This window comes from Pseudomonas alloputida (assembly GCF_021283545.2).
Lineage (GTDB): Bacteria > Pseudomonadota > Gammaproteobacteria > Pseudomonadales > Pseudomonadaceae > Aquipseudomonas > Aquipseudomonas alloputida.
In genome coordinates this window covers 5545200-5563873 of sequence record NZ_CP128540.1, presented here as the reverse complement: position 1 = coordinate 5563873, position 18674 = coordinate 5545200, and the positions used below count along the sequence as shown (strand labels likewise).

The 18674-nt window shown below is 61.2% G+C and carries 17 protein-coding genes; 12 read left to right on the top strand and 5 right to left on the bottom strand.

What is annotated here, in order from left to right:
- Positions 1–49 precede the first annotated feature (49 nt).
- Complete coding sequence (locus tag LU682_RS25815) at positions 50–1720, bottom strand: lactate permease LctP family transporter (RefSeq protein WP_010955372.1); 1671 nt, start codon at positions 1718–1720, stop codon at positions 50–52.
- Between the two features lie 256 nt (positions 1721–1976).
- Between LU682_RS25815 and LU682_RS25810 the strand changes: the two genes are divergently transcribed.
- Positions 1977–2744, top strand: coding sequence for an FCD domain-containing protein (locus LU682_RS25810; protein ID WP_010955371.1), 768 nt, complete (start codon positions 1977–1979; stop codon positions 2742–2744).
- 132 nt (positions 2745–2876) lie between these two features.
- Here the strand turns inward: LU682_RS25810 and smpB are convergent, their stop codons facing one another.
- Positions 2877–3359, bottom strand: a complete 483-nt coding sequence (gene smpB, locus LU682_RS25805; protein ID WP_003249914.1) for an SsrA-binding protein SmpB — start codon at positions 3357–3359, stop codon at positions 2877–2879.
- Between the two features lie 163 nt (positions 3360–3522).
- On the opposite strand from smpB, the gene LU682_RS25800 reads away from it, so the two are divergent.
- On the top strand, positions 3523–3957 hold the full coding sequence (locus LU682_RS25800) for a type II toxin-antitoxin system RatA family toxin (protein ID WP_003249916.1): 435 nt from the start codon (positions 3523–3525) through the stop codon (positions 3955–3957).
- A 64-nt stretch (positions 3958–4021) separates the two neighbouring features.
- Here LU682_RS25800 and LU682_RS25795 read toward each other — a convergent pair whose 3' ends face one another.
- On the bottom strand, positions 4022–4558 hold the full coding sequence (locus LU682_RS25795; protein ID WP_010955369.1) for an outer membrane protein assembly factor BamE: 537 nt from the start codon (positions 4556–4558) through the stop codon (positions 4022–4024).
- A gap of 97 nt (positions 4559–4655) precedes the next feature.
- Between LU682_RS25795 and fur the strand changes: the two genes are divergently transcribed.
- Positions 4656–5060: a ferric iron uptake transcriptional regulator gene (fur, locus tag LU682_RS25790; RefSeq protein ID WP_003249922.1), complete on the top strand. Its 405-nt coding sequence runs from the start codon at positions 4656–4658 to the stop codon at positions 5058–5060.
- Between the two features lie 107 nt (positions 5061–5167).
- Here fur and recN read toward each other — a convergent pair whose 3' ends face one another.
- Positions 5168–6841 carry a DNA repair protein RecN gene (recN, locus tag LU682_RS25785; RefSeq protein ID WP_232857528.1) on the bottom strand — a complete coding sequence of 558 codons (1674 nt, stop codon included), beginning with the start codon at positions 6839–6841 and terminating at the stop codon, positions 5168–5170.
- 192 nt (positions 6842–7033) lie between these two features.
- On the opposite strand from recN, the gene grpE reads away from it, so the two are divergent.
- The 8 genes from grpE (at position 7034) to LU682_RS25745 (ending at position 17457) form a co-directional block, all read left to right on the top strand.
- Positions 7034–7591: a nucleotide exchange factor GrpE gene (gene grpE / locus LU682_RS25780; RefSeq protein ID WP_010955367.1), complete on the top strand. Its 558-nt coding sequence runs from the start codon at positions 7034–7036 to the stop codon at positions 7589–7591.
- Positions 7592–7692: 101 nt separating this feature from the next.
- Positions 7693–9618 (top strand): molecular chaperone DnaK, encoded by a 1926-nt coding sequence (gene dnaK / locus LU682_RS25775; protein ID WP_010955366.1) that lies wholly within the window; start codon positions 7693–7695, stop codon positions 9616–9618.
- Between the two features lie 198 nt (positions 9619–9816).
- Positions 9817–10944, top strand: coding sequence for a molecular chaperone DnaJ (gene dnaJ / locus LU682_RS25770; RefSeq protein WP_010955365.1), 1128 nt, complete (start codon positions 9817–9819; stop codon positions 10942–10944).
- A gap of 13 nt (positions 10945–10957) precedes the next feature.
- Positions 10958–11761 (top strand): 4-hydroxy-tetrahydrodipicolinate reductase, encoded by an 804-nt coding sequence (gene dapB, locus LU682_RS25765; protein ID WP_003249933.1) that lies wholly within the window; start codon positions 10958–10960, stop codon positions 11759–11761.
- 326 nt (positions 11762–12087) lie between these two features.
- Positions 12088–13224, top strand: a complete 1137-nt coding sequence (gene carA / locus LU682_RS25760; RefSeq protein ID WP_010955364.1) for a glutamine-hydrolyzing carbamoyl-phosphate synthase small subunit — start codon at positions 12088–12090, stop codon at positions 13222–13224.
- A 105-nt stretch (positions 13225–13329) separates the two neighbouring features.
- Positions 13330–16551: a carbamoyl-phosphate synthase large subunit gene (gene carB, locus LU682_RS25755; protein WP_010955363.1), complete on the top strand. Its 3222-nt coding sequence runs from the start codon at positions 13330–13332 to the stop codon at positions 16549–16551.
- Between the two features lie 2 nt (positions 16552–16553).
- Positions 16554–17030 carry a transcription elongation factor GreA gene (gene greA, locus LU682_RS25750; protein WP_024717413.1) on the top strand — a complete coding sequence of 159 codons (477 nt, stop codon included), beginning with the start codon at positions 16554–16556 and terminating at the stop codon, positions 17028–17030.
- Positions 17008–17457 (top strand): MFS transporter, encoded by a 450-nt coding sequence (locus tag LU682_RS25745; RefSeq protein WP_232857527.1) that lies wholly within the window; start codon positions 17008–17010, stop codon positions 17455–17457. The genes greA and LU682_RS25745 overlap by 23 nt, the downstream gene beginning before the upstream one ends.
- 12 nt (positions 17458–17469) lie before the next feature.
- Here LU682_RS25745 and yhbY read toward each other — a convergent pair whose 3' ends face one another.
- Positions 17470–17778, bottom strand: a complete 309-nt coding sequence (gene yhbY / locus LU682_RS25740; protein WP_003249945.1) for a ribosome assembly RNA-binding protein YhbY — start codon at positions 17776–17778, stop codon at positions 17470–17472.
- Between the two features lie 102 nt (positions 17779–17880).
- Between yhbY and rlmE the strand changes: the two genes are divergently transcribed.
- Positions 17881–18504, top strand: a complete 624-nt coding sequence (gene rlmE / locus LU682_RS25735) for a 23S rRNA (uridine(2552)-2'-O)-methyltransferase RlmE (RefSeq protein ID WP_003249947.1) — start codon at positions 17881–17883, stop codon at positions 18502–18504.
- The last annotated feature ends 170 nt before the right edge of the window (positions 18505–18674 follow it).

Genomic DNA, 18674 nt, shown 5'->3' with positions numbered 1-18674 from the left:
GTTGCTTGTGGGAGTGCCGGGCGCGCGACGGCGCCCGGCCCCTTTCACTTTAGTGATGAACCAGCATGCCGGTCAGCCAGTAAGCCTGGACCAGGGTGATCAGGCCGACGATGGTGGCGAAGAACAGGCTGTGCTTGACGGTGAAGCGGAACAGGTCGGATTCCTTGCCGACCAGGCCGGTAGCGGCGCAGGCCACGGCGATCGATTGCGGCGAGATCATCTTGCCGGTTACGCCGCCGCTGGTGTTGGCCGCCACCAGCAGGGTGTCGTTGACCCCGATCTGGTGCGCGGTGGTGGCCTGCAGCGAGCTGAACAGGGCGTTGGACGAGGTGTCCGAGCCGGTCAGGAACACGCCCAGCCAGCCGAGGAACGGCGAGAAGAACGGGAACGCGGCGCCGGTACCGGCCAGCACCAGGGCCATGGTCGAGGACATGCCCGAGTAGTTGGTGACGAAGGCGAAGGCCAACACCATGCCGATCGACAGAATCGGCCAGCGCAGTTCCCAGAAGGTTTCTTTGAAAGTGGTAAGACCAGTTTTGAAGTTGATCTTCAGCACCGCCATCGAGATCAGCGCCGAAAGGAAGATCGCGGTGCCGGTGGCGGAGATCGGGTCGAGCTTGAACACCGCCGGCATGGCGGTCGGCGCGGCAACGATCGGTGCGGTCTTGATCACCAGCTGGTCGAGGTGCGGGATGGCGAAGTTGAACACGAAGTTGTACATCGCGCCGCCCGGCGCGAAAGCCGCCTTGAACGGCTTCAGGGTCCAGATGGTGACCAGCACGGTGAGGATCAGGAACGGCGACCAGGCCTTGAAGATCTCGCCAAAGCTGTACGGGCTAGGCTGGCTGCCGCTTGGCTGCACAACGGCTGCGCCGACACTGCCTTTGGCCTCGCTGAACGCACGCTTGGGCTGCCAGACTTTCAGGAACAGGGTAAGGCAGATCAGGCTGGCCAGTGCCGAGGTGATGTCTGGCAGTTCCGGGCCGATGAAGTTCGAGGTGAAGTACTGGGTGACGGCAAAGCTCAGGCCGGCGACCAGGGCGGCAGGCCAGGTTTCCTTCACGCCACGCAGGCCGTCCATCATGAACACCAGCCAGAACGGCACGAACAGCGACAGCAGCGGCAGCTGGCGGCCGGTCATGGCGCCGATGTGGAAGGCGTCGATACCGGTGACCTGGCCGGCCACGATGATCGGGATGCCCAGGGCGCCGAAGGCCACTGGCGCGGTGTTGGCGATCAGGCACAGGCCGGCAGCGTACAGCGGGTTGAAGCCCAGGCCCACCAGCAGTGCGGCAGTGATGGCCACCGGTGCGCCAAAGCCTGCCGCACCTTCGAGGAAGGCGCCGAAGCAGAAGCCGATCAACAGCACTTGCAGGCGCTGGTCGTCGGTAATCGACAGCACCGAGCTGCGGATCACTTCGAACTGGCCGCTCTTGACCGTGAGTTTGTACAGGAACACCGCGGCAACGATGATCCAGGCAATTGGCCAGAGGCCATAGAGGAAGCCGTAACCCGCGGCGGCGAGGGCCATGTCGACAGGCATCTGGAAGGCGAAGATCGCCACCAGGATCGACAGCGCGAGGGTGATGCTGCCCGCTACGTGGCCCTTGAGGCGGAACACGGCGAGGGCCAGGAAGAAGAACACGATAGGGATGACCGCCGCCAGTGCGGACAGGCCAAGACTACCAAGCGGGCTATAGAGTTGTTGCCAGGTTTGCATATGGGGTGGCCCCTAATTGTTGTTGGTCAGGCACTGGCATTGGATAATTGGTAAGACCAATTTACAATGGCTGGACGCTAGGTTAAAAGCGCTGCCGTGGGTGTGTCAATTTGTCCTGTGCAAAACTTTGGTCGCGTACCGATGAGCGGGCATCTGATGTGCTGGGAAAATCGCGGCTTGATGGGTGTTTGCGTGGCCTGGATCGGCGAGAATAGGCACCCCCTGAAATTTGCCGGGGGTTTGTGGAGAGCATGTGATGGTTTTTGATCAGGTACGCCAACGGCGCCTGTCCGACGACATTGTCGATCGGCTGGAAGGGATGATTCTGGAAGGCACGCTGACCTCGGGGCAGCGGCTGCCGGCCGAGCGCGTCCTGGCCGAGCAGTTTGGTGTGTCCCGCCCGTCACTGCGTGAGGCGATCCAGAAGCTGGTGGCCAAGGGGCTGCTGGTCAGCCGTCAGGGCGGGGGCAATTTTGTGGCGGAGTCGTTGGGGTCCACCTTCAGCGACCCGTTGCTGCAGCTGCTCGAGCACAGTGCCGAAGCGCAGCGTGACCTGCTCGAGTTCCGCCATACCCTGGAGGCGTCCTGCGCCTATTACGCTGCCCAGCGTGCCACCGAGCCGGACCGGGCACGGTTGAAGGCGGCCTTCGATGCGCTGCAGGACTGCTATGCCAGGGTCGATGAGGTGACCCGTGCGGAAGAGGGCGCGGCTGATGCGCGCTTCCACCTGGCGATCGCCGAGGCCAGTCATAACGCGGTGTTGCTGCACACCATCCGGGGGCTGTTCGACCTGCTCAAGCGCAACGTGGTGACCAACATCGGCGGCATGTACCAGCAGCGCACCGAAACCCGGGACATGCTGATCAGCCAGCACCGGGAACTGTACCTGGCGATTGTCGAGGGCAGGGCGGAGGATGCGCGGGAGGTGTCCAGCCGGCACATTTTGTATGTGCAGGAGGTGCTGCATGAGGCGCACGAAGAAGCCCAGCGGGTGGCGCGGGCAGAGCGGCGCAGCGGGCGCTGAGGCTTTTATGGGCAGTACCGGCCTCTTCGCGGGCAAGCCCGCTCCCACAGGATAGGCGCCGGGCTTGAATCTGGTGCCATTCCTGTGGGAGCGGGCTTGCCCGCGAAGAGGCCGGAACAGGTTGAAGAGTAGTTACTCTTCCTTGCCCTTGTTCCGCACAGCCCGCTGCAGCTCGCGGTTGGAATCGCGTTCGCGCATGGTGTCGCGCTTGTCGAATTCCTTCTTGCCCTTGCCCAGTGCGATTTCGCACTTGATCAGGTGCTTGCTCCAGTACAGCGCCAAAGCCACACAGGTGTAGCCTTTTTGCGCCACGGCCGCTTCCACGCGCTCGAGCTCGCGCTTGTTCAGCAGCAGCTTGCGGGTGCGTGTAGGGTCGGCGATGACGTGGGTGCTGGCCGTGGTCAGCGGGGTGATGTGGCTGCCGAACAGCCAGGCCTCACCGTCCTTGAGCAGCACGTAGCTGTCAGTCAGGTGCGCCTTGCCGGCTCGCAGGCTTTTTACTTCCCAGCCGGACAGGACCAGCCCGGCCTCGAACTTGTGTTCGATGAAGTAATCGTGTCGCGCTTTCTTGTTTTGCGCGATGGTCCCGGTCGGATGTTTTTTTTGCTTAGCCATAGGGGCGGCATTATAGGCAAGTCCGCGCGTCGTCCGCTATGGGATTTCGGTGTGCTTGAGCCACTGGAATGAATACCGGACAATACAAACCCTGTCATACGCACAGAACCTGTTTTCGGCACGCTGCGAAGCGCCGCCACCCAGCCTTGGAAGTGACGCCTGGATGACTACCCATATTCAACGCTCCGCCCTGCTGCCATACCCCGCCCAGGCGCTTTACGATCTGGTCAATGATGTGGCCAGCTACCCTGAGTTTTTGCCGTGGTGCTCGGCCTCGACGGTGATCGAAACCAGCGATACACACATGCGTGCCAAGCTCGAAGTGGCCAAGGGTGGCATGAGCCAGCACTTCGTGACGCGTAACGTGCTGGTGCCGGGGCAGTCCATCGAAATGAACCTCGAAGAAGGGCCGTTCACCCAGCTGCATGGTGTTTGGGTGTTCAAGCCGCTGGGTGAAAAAGCCTGCAAGATCAGCCTGGACCTGTCCTTCGATTACGCCGGGCCGATTGTGCGCGCCACGTTGGGCCCGCTATTCAATCAGGCGGCGAATACGCTGGTCGATGCGTTCTGCCAGCGTGCCAAGCAATTGAATGCCTGACGTATAAGGCGCAAACAAAAAAGCCCGGACCAAGTCCGGGCTTTTTTGCATCTGATGTTCCCGCTTAGCGGGTTTCCAGCGGTGCCGGGGTCGGGACCGGGGTAGTCTCGATGGTGTCGATCTCGCGCTGGATGGACTCTTCGGTCGAACCAGGCTTGGCCGGTTTTTCTTCAGGTTGCGCTGCCGGCTGTTCGGTCTGGCCTGGCTCGGTGGCCGGGCTGACGGTGGTATCGCTGCTGCCGCCGAGGATTTCCTGATCGCGGCTTACGCCTGGCATGAAGTCGCCAGACAGGCTGACCAGTTGATCGCTTTCGTTGAAAAATACACTCATGCGTTCTTGCTGACGTTTACCGCCACCAGGCTGCAGGCTGTACAGGTAATCCCAACGATTGGTGTTGAAAGTGTCCTGAATCAGCGGGTTGCCCATGATAAACCTTACTTGCCGGCGGGTCATTCCCGGGCGTAATTGGTCTATCATGTCTTGCGTGACGACATTGCCCTGCTGGATGTCGATTTTGTAAACCCCGGGAAACGAGCAACCGGCGAGTGCGAGCAGTCCCACTAGGGTGAGGCTGGTTAGCAAGAGCTTGGTGTTTTGCATCGGTGGGCGACTTCCACTATCTTGGCTGGACAACGTAAACCCCGATCATACCCGTATTAAGAGAAGCTGCGAAGCAGCATCGGCGAGAAAGCTGACCATGGTTGAAAATAGCGAATTGCGCAAAGCCGGTCTCAAGGTGACCCTGCCTCGAGTCAAGATCCTTCAGATGCTCGACTCTACCGAGCAGCGTCACATGAGTGCAGAGGATGTCTACAAGGCGCTGATGGAGGCTGGCGAGGATGTAGGCCTGGCCACCGTCTATCGCGTGCTGACCCAGTTCGAGGCGGCGGGTCTGGTGGTTCGCCACAACTTCGACGGCGGTCATGCAGTGTTCGAGCTGGCCGATGGCGGTCACCACGACCACATGGTGAACGTGGATACCAGTGAAGTCATCGAATTCATGGATGCCGAAATCGAGAAGCGCCAGCGCGAAATCGTAGCCGAGCATGGCTTCGAGCTGGTGGACCACAATCTGGTCCTGTACGTGCGTAAGAAGAAGTAACGGTTTTTCGTTATGGATAGCAAAGGCGACCTTCGGGTCGCCTTTGTGCTTTCTGGGGCTAAAAGATGTGTTGTCTGTGCCCGCGAATCGTCCTGGAAAAGCAAGGCTCAGGCCTTGCCGCTCACCACCATCTTGCGTGCATGGGCCAGGGATTCCTTGGTCAGGTCGATCCCGCCGAGCATCCGCGCCACTTCTTCCACGCGCTCACGCTTGCCAAGGCTAGCCACGGCGGTGTGGGTGGTGTCGCTGTTGCGCACCTTGTGCACGAACAGATGGTGATGCCCCTGCGCCGCCACCTGCGGCAGGTGGGTCACGGTCAGTACCTGGCCGCGTTCGCCCAGGCGCCGCAGCAGTTGGCCGACGATTTCTGCCGTTGGCCCGCCAATACCCACGTCGACTTCGTCGAACACCAGGGTGGGAATGCGCGAGGTCTGCGCGGTAATGACCTGGATCGCCAGGCTGATACGCGACAGTTCGCCACCCGACGCCACCTTCGCCAGGGCCTTGAGCGGCTGGCCAGGGTTGGCACTGACCAGCAGTTCGATCTGCTCCAGGCCATGGGGTGACAGCTCGGTGCCTTCGTTCGCTGTCAGTTCGATGCAGAAGCGCCCGCCAGGCATGCCCAGGCGCTGGATTTCCTGCTCCACCGCGCCTGCCAGCTGCTGCGCTGCTTGCTGGCGCAGGCCGCTGAGTTCGCCCGCCTTCTCTTTATAGTGCTGGGCGTAGGCGGCAAGCTCTTCGCCCAGCCGCTCGATCGACTCGTCACTGGCGTTAAGGCCTTCCAGCTCCTCCATCAGTTGCTGTTGCAGGTGGGGCAGTTCGGTGGGGTGCACCCGGTGTTTGCGCGCCAGGGTGTAGATGGTGTCCAGGCGCTCTTCCAGGGCTTGCAGGCGTATCGGGTCGGCGTCGAAGTTGTCGAGGAAGCGGTTGAGTTCGCCCACGGCTTCCTCGACCTGAATCTGCGCGCTGGCGATCAGGTTGGCCGCTTCGCTCAGCGCTTTGGGCGAATTGGTGGCGGCACCCAGGCGGTTGAGGCTGGAGGTGAGGGCGCTGAGCACATTGCCCGAATCGCTTTCGCTGCACTGGTCGATGACCTGGCGGCAGATGCCGAACAGGGCTTCGGCGCTGGTCAGGTTCTTGTGTTCCTGTTCCAGCTGCTCCAGTTCGTGCTCGCCCAGGCCGAGGTTGTCCAGTTCTTCCAGCTGGTAACTGAGCAGCTGGTGGCGGGCGCGCTGCTCGTCGCCCGAGTTGGAGAGGCGCTCCAGCTCCAGGCGGGTCTGATTCCAGCGCTTGGCTGCAAGCTGTACCTGGCGGGCCAGGTCGACGGCGCCGGCATACTCGTCAAGCAGGCGACGGTGGGTGTCGGTCTTGAGCAGGGACTGGTGCTCGTGCTGGCTGTGGATATCGATCAGCAGTTCGCCCAGCGCCTTGAGGTCGCCGAGCGGGCAGGGCGTGCCGTTGATGTAGCCGCGGCTGCGGCCTTCGGCGGTGATCACCCGGCGCAAGATGCACAGGCCTTCGTTGTCCAGGTCGCGCTCGGCCAGCCAGGTGTGCGCTTCGGGAATGTCCACCAGGTCGAAGGTGGCCAGGATGTCTGCCTTGTCGGTGCCGGGGCGCACCACGCCGCTGTCGGCACGGTCGCCCAGGGCAAGGCCGAGAGCGTCGAGCATGATCGATTTGCCGGCGCCGGTCTCGCCAGTGATGACGGACATGCCACGGGCGATTTCGAGGTCGAGGTGCTCGACGATGGCGTAGTTGTGAATGGACAGGTGCACCAGCATGGGGTCGGCTCCCGGAAATCAGGTCTGGTTATTTATACAGTACTTTTTTCAGGCCTGCCAATGCCCCTTCGCAGATTATGTTGCAGTCTTGAAAACTACCTTGCCCCTTGAACCTGGTTTTTCCGGCCCCATATAGCCGACATCCAAGGCGAGCCTGGCTCGCAGTCCACAAAATTGCGCAGGAGAGACCCCATGGCTGATGAGCAGCTGAACGAGAAAGACCTTAACGTGGAAGAAACCGGTGCAGGCAATGCAGCTGATACCCGTGTTCTGGAGCTCGAGGAACAGCTGGCCGCAGCCAAGGACCAGGCGCTGCGCGCCGTAGCCGACCTGCAGAACGTACGTCGTCGTGCCGAGCAGGATGTGGAGAAAGCCCACAAGTTCGCCCTGGAGAAGTTCTCCAGCGACTTGCTGCCGGTGATCGACAGCCTGGAACTGGCCCTGGCTCACTCCAGTGCCGACGATGAGCACGTCAAGCAGATCCGCGAAGGTGTCGAGCTGACCCTGAAGATGTTCCAGGACACCCTCAAGCGCTACAACCTTGAAGCCGTCGACCCGCACGGCCAGCCGTTCAACCCTGAGCACCACCAGGCCATGGCCATGCAGGAAAACGCCGAGGTCGAGCCAAACAGCGTGTTGAACGTGTTCCAGAAGGGTTACCTGCTGAACGGCCGCCTGCTGCGCCCCGCCATGGTGGTGGTCAGCAAGGCGCCGAGCGCGGCGCAACCCTCGATCAATGAAAAGGCTTGAAATCCTTCGGGGCATCCCCATCTAGGTGTCAAGCCTTCAAGTATTACCGCAGTTGGCCAAAGTAGTCGCTGCTACCAAATTCAAGTTTCGGGAGAGTTAACATGGGTAAAATCATCGGTATCGACCTGGGGACCACCAACTCGTGCGTCTCCATTCTGGAAAACGGTAACGTCAAAGTCATCGAAAACGCCGAAGGTGCGCGTACTACCCCTTCGATCGTGGCCTACGCCAACGATGGCGAAATCCTGGTCGGCCAGTCGGCCAAGCGCCAGGCAGTCACCAACCCGCACAACACCCTGTTCGCAGTGAAGCGCCTGATTGGCCGCCGCTTCGAAGAAGATGTCGTGCAGAAAGACATCAAGCTGGTGCCGTACAAGATCGTCAAGGCGAACAACGGTGACGCCTGGGTCGAGGCTGCTGGCAAGGAAATGGCTCCGCCGCAGATCAGTGCCGAAGTCCTGAAGAAAATGAAGAAGACCGCCGAAGACTACCTCGGCGAGCCAGTCACCGAAGCGGTCATCACCGTTCCGGCCTACTTCAACGACAGCCAGCGTCAGGCGACCAAAGACGCCGGCCGCATCGCTGGCCTGGACGTAAAACGCATCATCAACGAGCCGACTGCCGCTGCACTGGCTTACGGCATGGACAAGGCCAAGGGCGACCACACCGTCATCGTTTATGACCTGGGTGGTGGTACCTTCGACGTTTCGGTCATCGAAATCGCCGAAGTCGACGGTGAGCACCAGTTCGAAGTACTGGCTACCAACGGCGACACCTTCCTGGGTGGCGAAGACTTCGACATGCGCCTGATCGACTACCTTGTCGACGAGTTCAAGAAAGAGTCGGGCATGGACCTGAAGAACGATCCTCTGGCCCTGCAGCGTCTGAAAGAAGCCGCAGAAAAAGCCAAGATCGAGCTGTCGTCCGCTCAGTCGACCGACGTCAACCTGCCGTACATCACTGCAGATGCCACCGGTCCTAAGCACCTGAACGTGAAGATCTCCCGCGCCAAGCTGGAGTCGCTGGTCGAAGACCTGGTCAAGCGTACCATCGAGCCTTGCCGCATCGCCCTGAAAGACGCCGGCATCGACGCCAGCAAGATCGACGACGTGATCCTGGTCGGTGGTCAGACCCGCATGCCGCTGGTGCAGAAAGAAGTGGCCGACTTCTTCGGTAAAGAAGCGCGCAAGGACGTCAACCCGGACGAAGCCGTTGCCATGGGTGCTGCCATCCAGGGTGCGGTACTGGCCGGTGACGTGAAAGACGTCCTGCTGCTGGACGTCAGCCCGCTGACCCTGGGTATCGAAACCATGGGCGGCGTGATGACCGCGCTGATCGAGAAGAACACCACCATCCCGACCAAGAAGTCGCAGGTGTTCTCGACTGCCGACGACAACCAGAGCGCCGTGACCATTCACGTGCTGCAAGGTGAGCGTAAGCAGGCTGCGCAGAACAAGTCGCTGGGCAAGTTCGACCTGGCTGACATTCCGCCAGCACCGCGCGGCGTGCCGCAAATCGAAGTGACCTTCGACATCGACGCCAACGGCATCCTGCACGTAGGTGCGAAAGACAAGGCCACCGGCAAGACTCAGTCGATCGTGATCAAGGCCAACTCCGGCCTGTCGGACGAAGAGATCGAGCGTATGGTGCGTGACGCCGAGGCCAACGCCGAGGAAGACCGCAAGTTCGAAGAGCTGGCTGCTGCCCGTAACCAGGGTGACGCGCTGGTACACTCGACCCGCAAGATGGTCGCTGACGCAGGTGACAAGGTTACCGCTGAAGAGAAAACCGCCATCGAGGCCGCCGTTGTTGCCCTGGAAGCCGCTGTCAAAGGCGACGACAAGGCTGCCATCGACGCCAAGGTTGAAGAGCTGTCCAAGGTCTCTGCCCCGGTTGCCCAGAAGATGTACGCCGAGCAGTCGGCTGAACAGCCTCAGGGTGGCGCGCAGCAGGCCGAGCCGGAAGCCAAGCACGATGACGTGGTTGACGCCGAGTTCGAAGAAGTGAAAGACAACAACAAGCAGTAATCCCTGCATGTTGTCGGCCGGTTCACCGTCGTTTGCCGGTGAGCTGGTAGGATGTCGCCGCGCGGGGGCTTGCTCCCGCGTTGGCGTATCTGGAATTCGAGAATTTTTACAGCATCTGTCAGTGGCTCTTAATGGGTAGCGGGCGGGTGCTGATGGCGTGGCGCAGATGCCACACGCCCAACAAGGTGCAAATGACCTATGTCCAAGCGTGATTATTATGAGGTCCTGGGTGTCGAGCGCGGCGCCACTGAAGCGGACCTCAAGAAGGCTTACCGCCGTTTGGCGATGAAGTACCACCCGGACCGCAACCCGGGCGATAAAGAATCGGAAGACAAGTTCAAGGAGGCCAACGAGGCCTACGAAGTGCTGTCAGACGCGAGCAAGCGTGCGGCCTTCGACCAGTATGGCCATGCAGGTGTCGACCCAAGCATGGGTGGCGGTGGTGCCGGCTTTGGTGGTGCCAATTTCTCCGACATCTTCGGCGATGTGTTCAGCGACTTCTTCGGTGGCGGTGGTCGCGGTGGTGGTCGAGGCGGTGCCCAGCGCGGCAGCGACCTGCGCTACACCCTGGAGCTGAACCTGGAAGAAGCGGTGCGTGGCACCACGGTCAGTATCCGCGTGCCCACCCTGGTCAACTGCCAGCCTTGCGACGGTTCCGGTGCCAAGAAGGGTTCGACCCCGTCGACCTGCCCGACATGTGGCGGCATCGGCCAGGTGCGCATGCAGCAAGGCTTCTTCTCGGTGCAGCAGACCTGCCCGCGCTGCCATGGCCAAGGCAAGATCATTACCGACCCGTGCACTTCGTGCCATGGTGAAGGGCGTGTCGAGGAATACAAGACGCTGTCGGTCAAGGTGCCGGCAGGTGTCGATACCGGCGACCGCATCCGTCTGTCGGGTGAGGGCGAGGCCGGTACTCATGGTGGCCCGACTGGCGACCTGTACGTGGTGATCAGCGTGCGTGAGCACGAAATCTTCCAGCGCGATGGCAAGCATTTGTACTGTGAAGTGCCGATCAGCTACACCGATGCTGCCCTGGGTGGCGAGCTGGAAGTGCCGACCCTGGATGGTCGCGTGAAGCTGAAGATTCCGGAAGGCACCCAGACCGGCAAGCAGTTCCGTCTGCGTGGCAAGGGTGTTGCCCCGGTGCGTGGTGGTGGTGCGGGTGACCTGCTGTGCCGTGTGGCCGTAGAAACCCCGGTCAATCTCAGTCGCCGTCAGCGCGAGCTGCTCGAAGAGCTGCGTGATTCGCTGGAAGGTGACAGTTCCCACTCGCCCAAGGCCAGCGGCTGGTTCGATGGTGTGAAGCGCTTCTTCGGCGATCTCTGACAAGGAACAGGTTATGCGACGTATTGCAGTGATGGGCGCGGCGGGGCGGATGGGCAAAACCCTCATCGAAGCCGTGCAACAAACCCCGGGCGCGGGGCTGACTGCGGCGATCGATCGCCCTGACAGCTCGTTGGTCGGGGCTGATGCCGGAGAGCTGGCGGCACTTGGCCGAATTGGCGTGCTGTTGTCCGACGACCTGGCCAAGGTTGCCGACGAGTTCGATGTACTGATCGACTTCACTCATCCCTCGGTGACCCTGAAAAACCTCGCGTTCTGCCGCAAGCACGGCAAGGCGATGATCATCGGCACGACCGGTTTTACAGTCGAAGAGAAGCAGTTGTTGGCTGAGGCTGGCAAGGACATTCCAATCGTGTTCGCCGCCAACTTCAGCGTGGGGGTCAACCTTAGCCTCAAGCTGCTGGATATGGCTGCGCGGGTGCTGGGCGATGATGTCGATATCGAAATCATCGAGGCGCACCACCGGCACAAGGTCGATGCGCCGTCGGGTACTGCACTGCGCATGGGTGAAGTGGTTGCCAATGCGCTGGGCCGTGATCTGCAGGAAGTGGCCGTGTATGGCCGTGAAGGGCAAACCGGCGCGCGTGATCGCAAAACCATCGGTTTCGCTACCGTGCGTGCCGGCGATGTGGTGGGCGATCACACCGTGTTGTTCGCTGCCGAAGGCGAGCGCCTGGAAATCACCCACAAGGCCTCCAGCCGCATGACTTTCGCCAAGGGTGCCGTGCGTGCGGCGCTGTGGCTGGACGGGCGCGAGCCGGGGCTGTACGACATGCAGGATGTGCTTGAGCTGCGTTAAGCCGTAAGTGTGGTGTTGGCTTCTTCGCGGGCTTGCCCGCTCCCACAGGTGCGGCGTTGCTCTTGGGCTGGTGCGATCCCTGTGGGGGCGCACCAGCCCGCGCAGAAGCCAACACAGATGTCAGTCTGTCGCATTGATGTGTTTTAGAGACACATCCGCGGTAGACCGAAAACACACTTTTCTGTAAGCTACAGCTTTAGTGTGTCCACTAAAAGCGCGCAGCGAATTGAATTCAGCACATGAAAGCGGGGTGACGTGTCCATACGTCACTCCGCTTTTTTGCAACCTGCGATCGCCCTTTCATGCTTGATTTACGGGAGGTCTTCTTGACAAAGCCAGCCATACTCGCCCTTGCCGACGGCAGTATTTTCCGCGGTGAAGCCATCGGTGCCGACGGTCAGACCGTTGGTGAGGTGGTATTCAACACCGCTATGACCGGCTACCAGGAAATCCTTACAGACCCTTCCTACGCGCAGCAAATCGTTACCCTGACCTACCCGCACATCGGCAACACCGGTACTACCCCGGAAGACGCCGAGTCGAGCCGCGTCTGGTCCGCTGGCCTGGTCATCCGTGACCTGCCGCTGCTGGCCAGCAACTGGCGTAACACCCAGTCGCTGCCTGAGTACCTCAAGGCCAACAACGTCGTCGCCATCGCCGGCATCGACACCCGTCGCCTGACCCGTATCCTGCGTGAAAAGGGCGCCCAGAACGGCTGCATTCTGGCGGGTGACAACATCAGCGAAGAAGCTGCCATCGCTGCTGCCCGCGGCTTCCCGGGCCTGAAGGGCATGGACCTGGCCAAGGTCGTCTCCACCAAGGAACGTTACGAGTGGCGCTCCAGCGTGTGGGAGCTGAAAACCGACAGCCACCCGACCATCGACGCTGCCGACCTGCCGTACCACGTGGTTGCCTTCGACTATGGCGTCAAGCTGAACATCCTGCGCATGCTGGTGGCCCGCGGCTGCCGCGTGACCGTGGTACCAGCCCAGACCCCGGCCAGCGAAGTACTGGCACTCAACCCGGACGGCGTGTTCCTGTCCAACGGCCCTGGTGACCCTGAGCCGTGCGACTACGCGATCCAGGCGATCAAGGAAATCCTCGAAACCGAGATCCCGGTATTCGGCATCTGCCTCGGCCACCAGCTGCTGGCCCTGGCGTCCGGCGCCAAGACCGTGAAAATGGGCCACGGCCACCACGGTGCCAACCACCCGGTCCAGGACCTGGATACTGGTGTGGTCATGATCACCAGCCAGAACCACGGTTTCGCCGTTGACGAGGCGACCCTGCCGGGCAACGTTCGCGCCATTCACAAGTCGCTGTTCGACGGCACCCTGCAGGGTATCGAGCGTACCGACAAGAGCGCGTTCAGCTTCCAGGGCCACCCTGAAGCGAGCCCGGGCCCGACCGACGTCGCGCCTCTGTTCGATCGTTTCACCGATGCCATGGCCAAGCGCCGCTGAGCATCCTGCTTCAAGGCCCCGGGCCGGCACCTGCCGCGCCCGGCAGCGCCTGACCCAGATTGTTCAAAGCGGCTTGCCGACTGACCCCGGATTTGAGTGACCACCATGCCAAAACGTACAGACATCAAAAGCATCCTGATTCTCGGCGCTGGCCCGATCGTGATCGGCCAGGCCTGCGAATTCGACTACTCCGGCGCCCAGGCCTGTAAAGCCCTGCGCGAGGAAGGTTTCCGCGTCATCCTGGTGAACTCCAACCCAGCCACCATCATGACCGACCCGGCCATGGCTGACGCCACCTACATCGAGCCGATCAAGTGGCAATCGGTGGCCAAGATCATCGAGAAAGAGCGCCCGGACGCCGTCCTGCCGACCATGGGTGGCCAGACCGCCCTGAACTGCGCCCTGGACCTGGAGCGCCACGGCGTTCTGGAGAAGTTCGGCGTGGAGATGATCGGTGCCAACGCTGACACCATCGACAAGGCCGAAGACCGTTCGCGCTTCGACAAGGCCATGAAGGACATCGGCCTGGAGTGCCCGCGCTCCGGTATCGCCCACAGCATGGAAGAGGCCAATGCGGTCCTCGAGAAGCTCGGCTTCCCGTGCATCATTCGCCCGTCGTTCACCATGGGCGGCACCGGCGGCGGTATCGCTTACAACCGTGAAGAGTTCGAAGAAATCTGCACCCGTGGTCTGGACCTGTCGCCGACCAAAGAGCTGCTGATCGACGAATCGCTGATCGGCTGGAAGGAATACGAGATGGAGGTGGTCCGCGACAAGAAGGACAACTGCATCATCGTCTGCTCGATCGAGAACTTCGACCCGATGGGTGTGCACACCGGTGACTCGATCACTGTTGCCCCGGCACAGACCCTGACCGACAAGGAATACCAGATCATGCGCAACGCCTCGCTGGCGGTGCTGCGTGAAATCGGTGTGGAAACCGGCGGTTCCAACGTCCAGTTCGGCATTTGCCCGAACACCGGCCGCATGGTTGTCATCGAGATGAACCCGCGCGTGTCGCGTTCGTCCGCCCTGGCCTCCAAGGCCACCGGCTTCCCGATCGCCAAGATCGCCGCCAAGCTGGCCATTGGTTACACCCTCGACGAGCTGCAGAACGACATCACTGGCGGTCGCACCCCAGCGTCCTTCGAACCTTCGATCGACTACGTCGTCACCAAGCTGCCACGCTTCGCCTTCGAGAAATTCCCGAAAGCCGACGCCCGCCTGACCACCCAGATGAAATCCGTGGGTGAAGTCATGGCCATCGGCCGTACTTTCCAGGAATCCCTGCAGAAAGCCCTGCGCGGCCTGGAAGTCGGCGCCTGCGGCCTCGACCCGAAAGTCGACCTGGCCAGCCCGGAAGCCGCCAGCATCCTCAAGCGCGAACTGACCGTGCCGGGTGCCGAGCGTATCTGGTACGTGGCTGACGCCATGCGTTCGGGCATGACCTGCGAAGAAATCTTCAATCTGACCGGCATCGACATGTGGTTCCTGGTGCAGATGGAAGACCTGATCAAGGAAGAAGAGAAGGTCAAGACCCTGGCCCTGTCGGCAATCGACAAGGACTACATGCTGCGCCTCAAGCGCAAGGGCTTCTCGGACCAGCGCCTGGCAGTACTGCTGGGTATCACCGACAAGAACCTGCGTCGCCACCGCCACAAGCTGGAAGTGTTCCCGGTGTACAAGCGCGTCGACACCTGCGCCGCCGAGTTCGCCACCGACACCGCCTACCTGTACTCCACCTACGAGGAAGAGTGCGAGGCCAACCCGTCGACCCGCGACAAGATCATGATCCTGGGTGGCGGCCCGAACCGTATCGGCCAAGGTATCGAGTTCGACTACTGCTGCGTACACGCCGCCCTGGCGCTGCGTGAAGACGGTTACGAGACCATCATGGTCAACTGCAACCCGGAAACCGTCTCCACCGACTACGACACTTCCGACCGCCTGTACTTCGAGCCGCTGACCCTGGAAGACGTGCTGGAAGTCTGCCGCGTCGAGAAGCCGAAGGGCGTGATCGTTCACTACGGCGGCCAGACCCCGCTGAAGCTGGCCCGCGCTCTGGAAGAGGCTGGCGTGCCGATCATCGGTACCAGCCCTGACGCCATCGACCGCGCCGAAGACCGCGAGCGCTTCCAGCAGATGGTTCAGCGCCTGAGCCTGCTGCAGCCGCCAAACGCCACCGTGCGCAGCGAAGAAGAAGCCATCCGTGCTGCGGGCAGCATCGGCTACCCGCTGGTCGTGCGTCCGTCCTACGTACTGGGCGGCCGTGCCATGGAGATCGTCTACGAGCTGGACGAGCTCAAGCGCTACCTGCGTGAAGCGGTACAAGTGTCGAACGACAGCCCGGTACTGCTCGACCACTTCCTCAACTGCGCCATCGAGATGGACGTGGATGCGGTGTGCGACGGCACCGACGTGGTCATCGGCGCGATCATGCAGCACATCGAGCAGGCCGGCGTACACTCCGGCGACTCGGCGTGCTCGCTGCCACCTTACTCGCTGAGCAAGGAAGTGCAGGACGAAGTCCGCGTTCAGGTCAAGAAAATGGCGCTGGAGCTGGGTGTAGTCGGCCTGATGAACGTGCAGCTGGCCCTGCAGGGCGACAAGATCTACGTGATCGAAGTCAACCCGCGTGCCTCGCGTACCGTACCGTTCGTGTCCAAGTGCATCGGCACGTCCCTGGCGATGATCGCAGCCCGTGTCATGGCGGGTAAAACCCTGAAAGAGCTGGGCTTCACCCAGGAAATCATCCCGAACTTCTACAGCGTGAAGGAAGCCGTCTTCCCGTTCGCCAAGTTCCCAGGGGTTGACCCGATCCTCGGCCCTGAGATGAAATCGACCGGTGAAGTGATGGGTGTCGGTGACAGCTTCGGTGAAGCCTTCGCCAAAGCCCAGATGGGTGCCAGCGAAGTGCTGCCGACTGGCGGTACCGCGTTCATCAGCGTGCGCGACGACGACAAGCCACAAGTGGCCGGCGTTGCCCGCGACCTGATCGCCCTGGGCTTCGAAGTGGTTGCCACTGCCGGCACCGCCAAGGTTATCGAGGCGGCTGGCCTGAAAGTGCGCCGTGTGAACAAGGTGACCGAAGGTCGCCCTCACGTGGTCGACATGATCAAGAACGACGAAGTGTCGCTGATCATCAACACCACCGAAGGTCGCCAGTCGATCGCCGACTCCTACTCGATTCGTCGCAATGCGCTGCAGCACAAGATTTACTGCACCACTACCATTGCGGCTGGTGAAGCCATCTGCGAAGCGCTGAAATTCGGTCCGGAAAAGACCGTTCGTCGCTTGCAGGATCTGCATGCAGGACTGAAAGCATGAGCATTACCAAATACCCGATGACCGTCCAGGGCGCTCGCGCCCTGGAAGAAGAGCACCTGTTCCTGAGCAAGACCGAGCGCCCGCGCCTGAGTCAGGCCATTGGTGAAGCGCGTGAGCTGGGTGACCTCAAGGAAAACGCCGAATACCATGCCGCCCGTGAGGAGCAGGGCATGGTCGAAGCGCGTATCCGTGATATCGAAGGCCGTCTGCAGAATTCGGTGGTCATCGATGTGACCACCATCCCTCACACCGGCAAGGTGATTTTCGGTACCACCGTGGTACTGGCCAACACCGAAACCGATGAAGAGGTGACCTACCAGATCGTTGGCGAGGATGAAGCTGACGTGAAGCAGGGCAAGCTGTCGAGCGGCGCACCCATTGCCCGTGCCATCATCGGCAAGGAAGAAGGTGATACTGTCGTCGTCAAGACGCCTAGTGGCACGGTCGAGTACGAGATTGTCGAAGTCAAGCACATCTGACCGACGCCTGCGGGCGCCATCCCTCGAGGGGATCCTCTGGCAACTGGCCCAGGTTTTCTGGGTCGGTGGCCTGTGGGTATTCCATGTCGGGCTGGTGCCTGCGCTCAAGGTCAGTGGCCTGGCCCCGCTGCTGGTGCAGGATATCGCCGGGCAGATCGACCGCTGGTTGATCGGCGTGGCGTTGCTTGGCTTGTTGACCCAGCTGGCAGTGCTGGCGAGGGTGGACGCCCTGGCGGCCTGGTGGCGGCAGTTCCGCGGCCAGATGCTGTTGCTCGGCTTCGGGGCCTGCGTGGGGTATTACACCTTGCGCTACGGTATTTCCGTGGGCGAGCGCTGGCAGATGTTCTGCTTCCTGGTGCTGGGCTTTTCCGGCATCGTGCTGGTGGCCCAGCCGGTACCGGTCAGGGCGCGTTCACCGCGCCACTGATCGGAGCTACCGTTACTTGTAACGGTGGATGTTGGACAGCTGCTTGTTCGGCTGTGGGTTCTTGCGGTAGATCAGGGCTTTCTTGCCGATGGTCTGCACCAGCTCGGCACGGCCGGCCTTGCACAGCTCGGCGATGGTCTCGGCGCGTTCTTCGCGGTCTTCCGAGCGAATCTCGACCTTGATCAGCTCATGGTCGACCAGAGCGCGCTCCAGTTCGGCGATCACGCCTTCATTCAAACCGTTGCCAGCAACGATCAGGACCGGCTTCAGGTCATGACCAATGGACTTGTATTGCTTCTTCTGCTCGTTATTGAGCGGCATAATCTGACCCTTTCCGTCTGATTCTGTAAAATTGACCGGCATTTTACCCGAGGGCCACCGGCTCCGCCCAGTCAATCACGACGCATATCATCGAGGTGCCCCGTGGTACAACGTTCCAAAAGCAGCGCAAACTGGCTGCGAGAGCATTTCAACGACCCTTTTGTGAAGCAGGCGCAGAAGGATGGGTATCGCTCGCGTGCGAGCTACAAACTGCTGGAGATCCAGGAGAAGGACCGCCTTATCCGCCCAGGCATGAGCGTGATCGACCTCGGCGCGGCCCCTGGTGGCTGGTCCCAGGTGACCAGTCGTCTGATTGGTGGCCAGGGTCGCCTGATCGCTTCCGACATTCTGGAAATGGACTCGATCGCCGACGTGACCTTCATTCAGGGTGACTTCACCCACGACGAAGTGCTGCAGCGCATTCTCGAAGCGGTGGGCGATTCGCATGTAGACCTTGTGATTTCCGACATGGCCCCCAATATGAGTGGTACGCCCGCGGTGGACATTCCGCGTGCCATGTTCCTCTGCGAGCTGGCCCTTGATCTGGCGACCCGCGTACTCAAGCCCGGGGGCGACTTCCTGATCAAGATTTTCCAGGGCGAAGGTTTTGACGTGTACCTGAAGGACGTGCGCAGCAAGTTCGACAAGGTGCAAATGCGCAAGCCGTCGTCGTCACGGGACCGTTCCCGGGAGCAATACCTGTTGGGCAGGGGCTTCAAAGGGTAATGAAAGGTGTGAAGCGGGGTGGTCGATAGTTAATTCCAATCGGCCACTGCGTCAGGATCGTCCGAACTTCGTGTAGTCTAGCTTTCACAAAGGGTTACAGACGGTGCCTGCGGCTGCGTAGGTAATGTAGTAAGTTAGGGCGATGAATATCATGCGAGGCACGGCTGCGT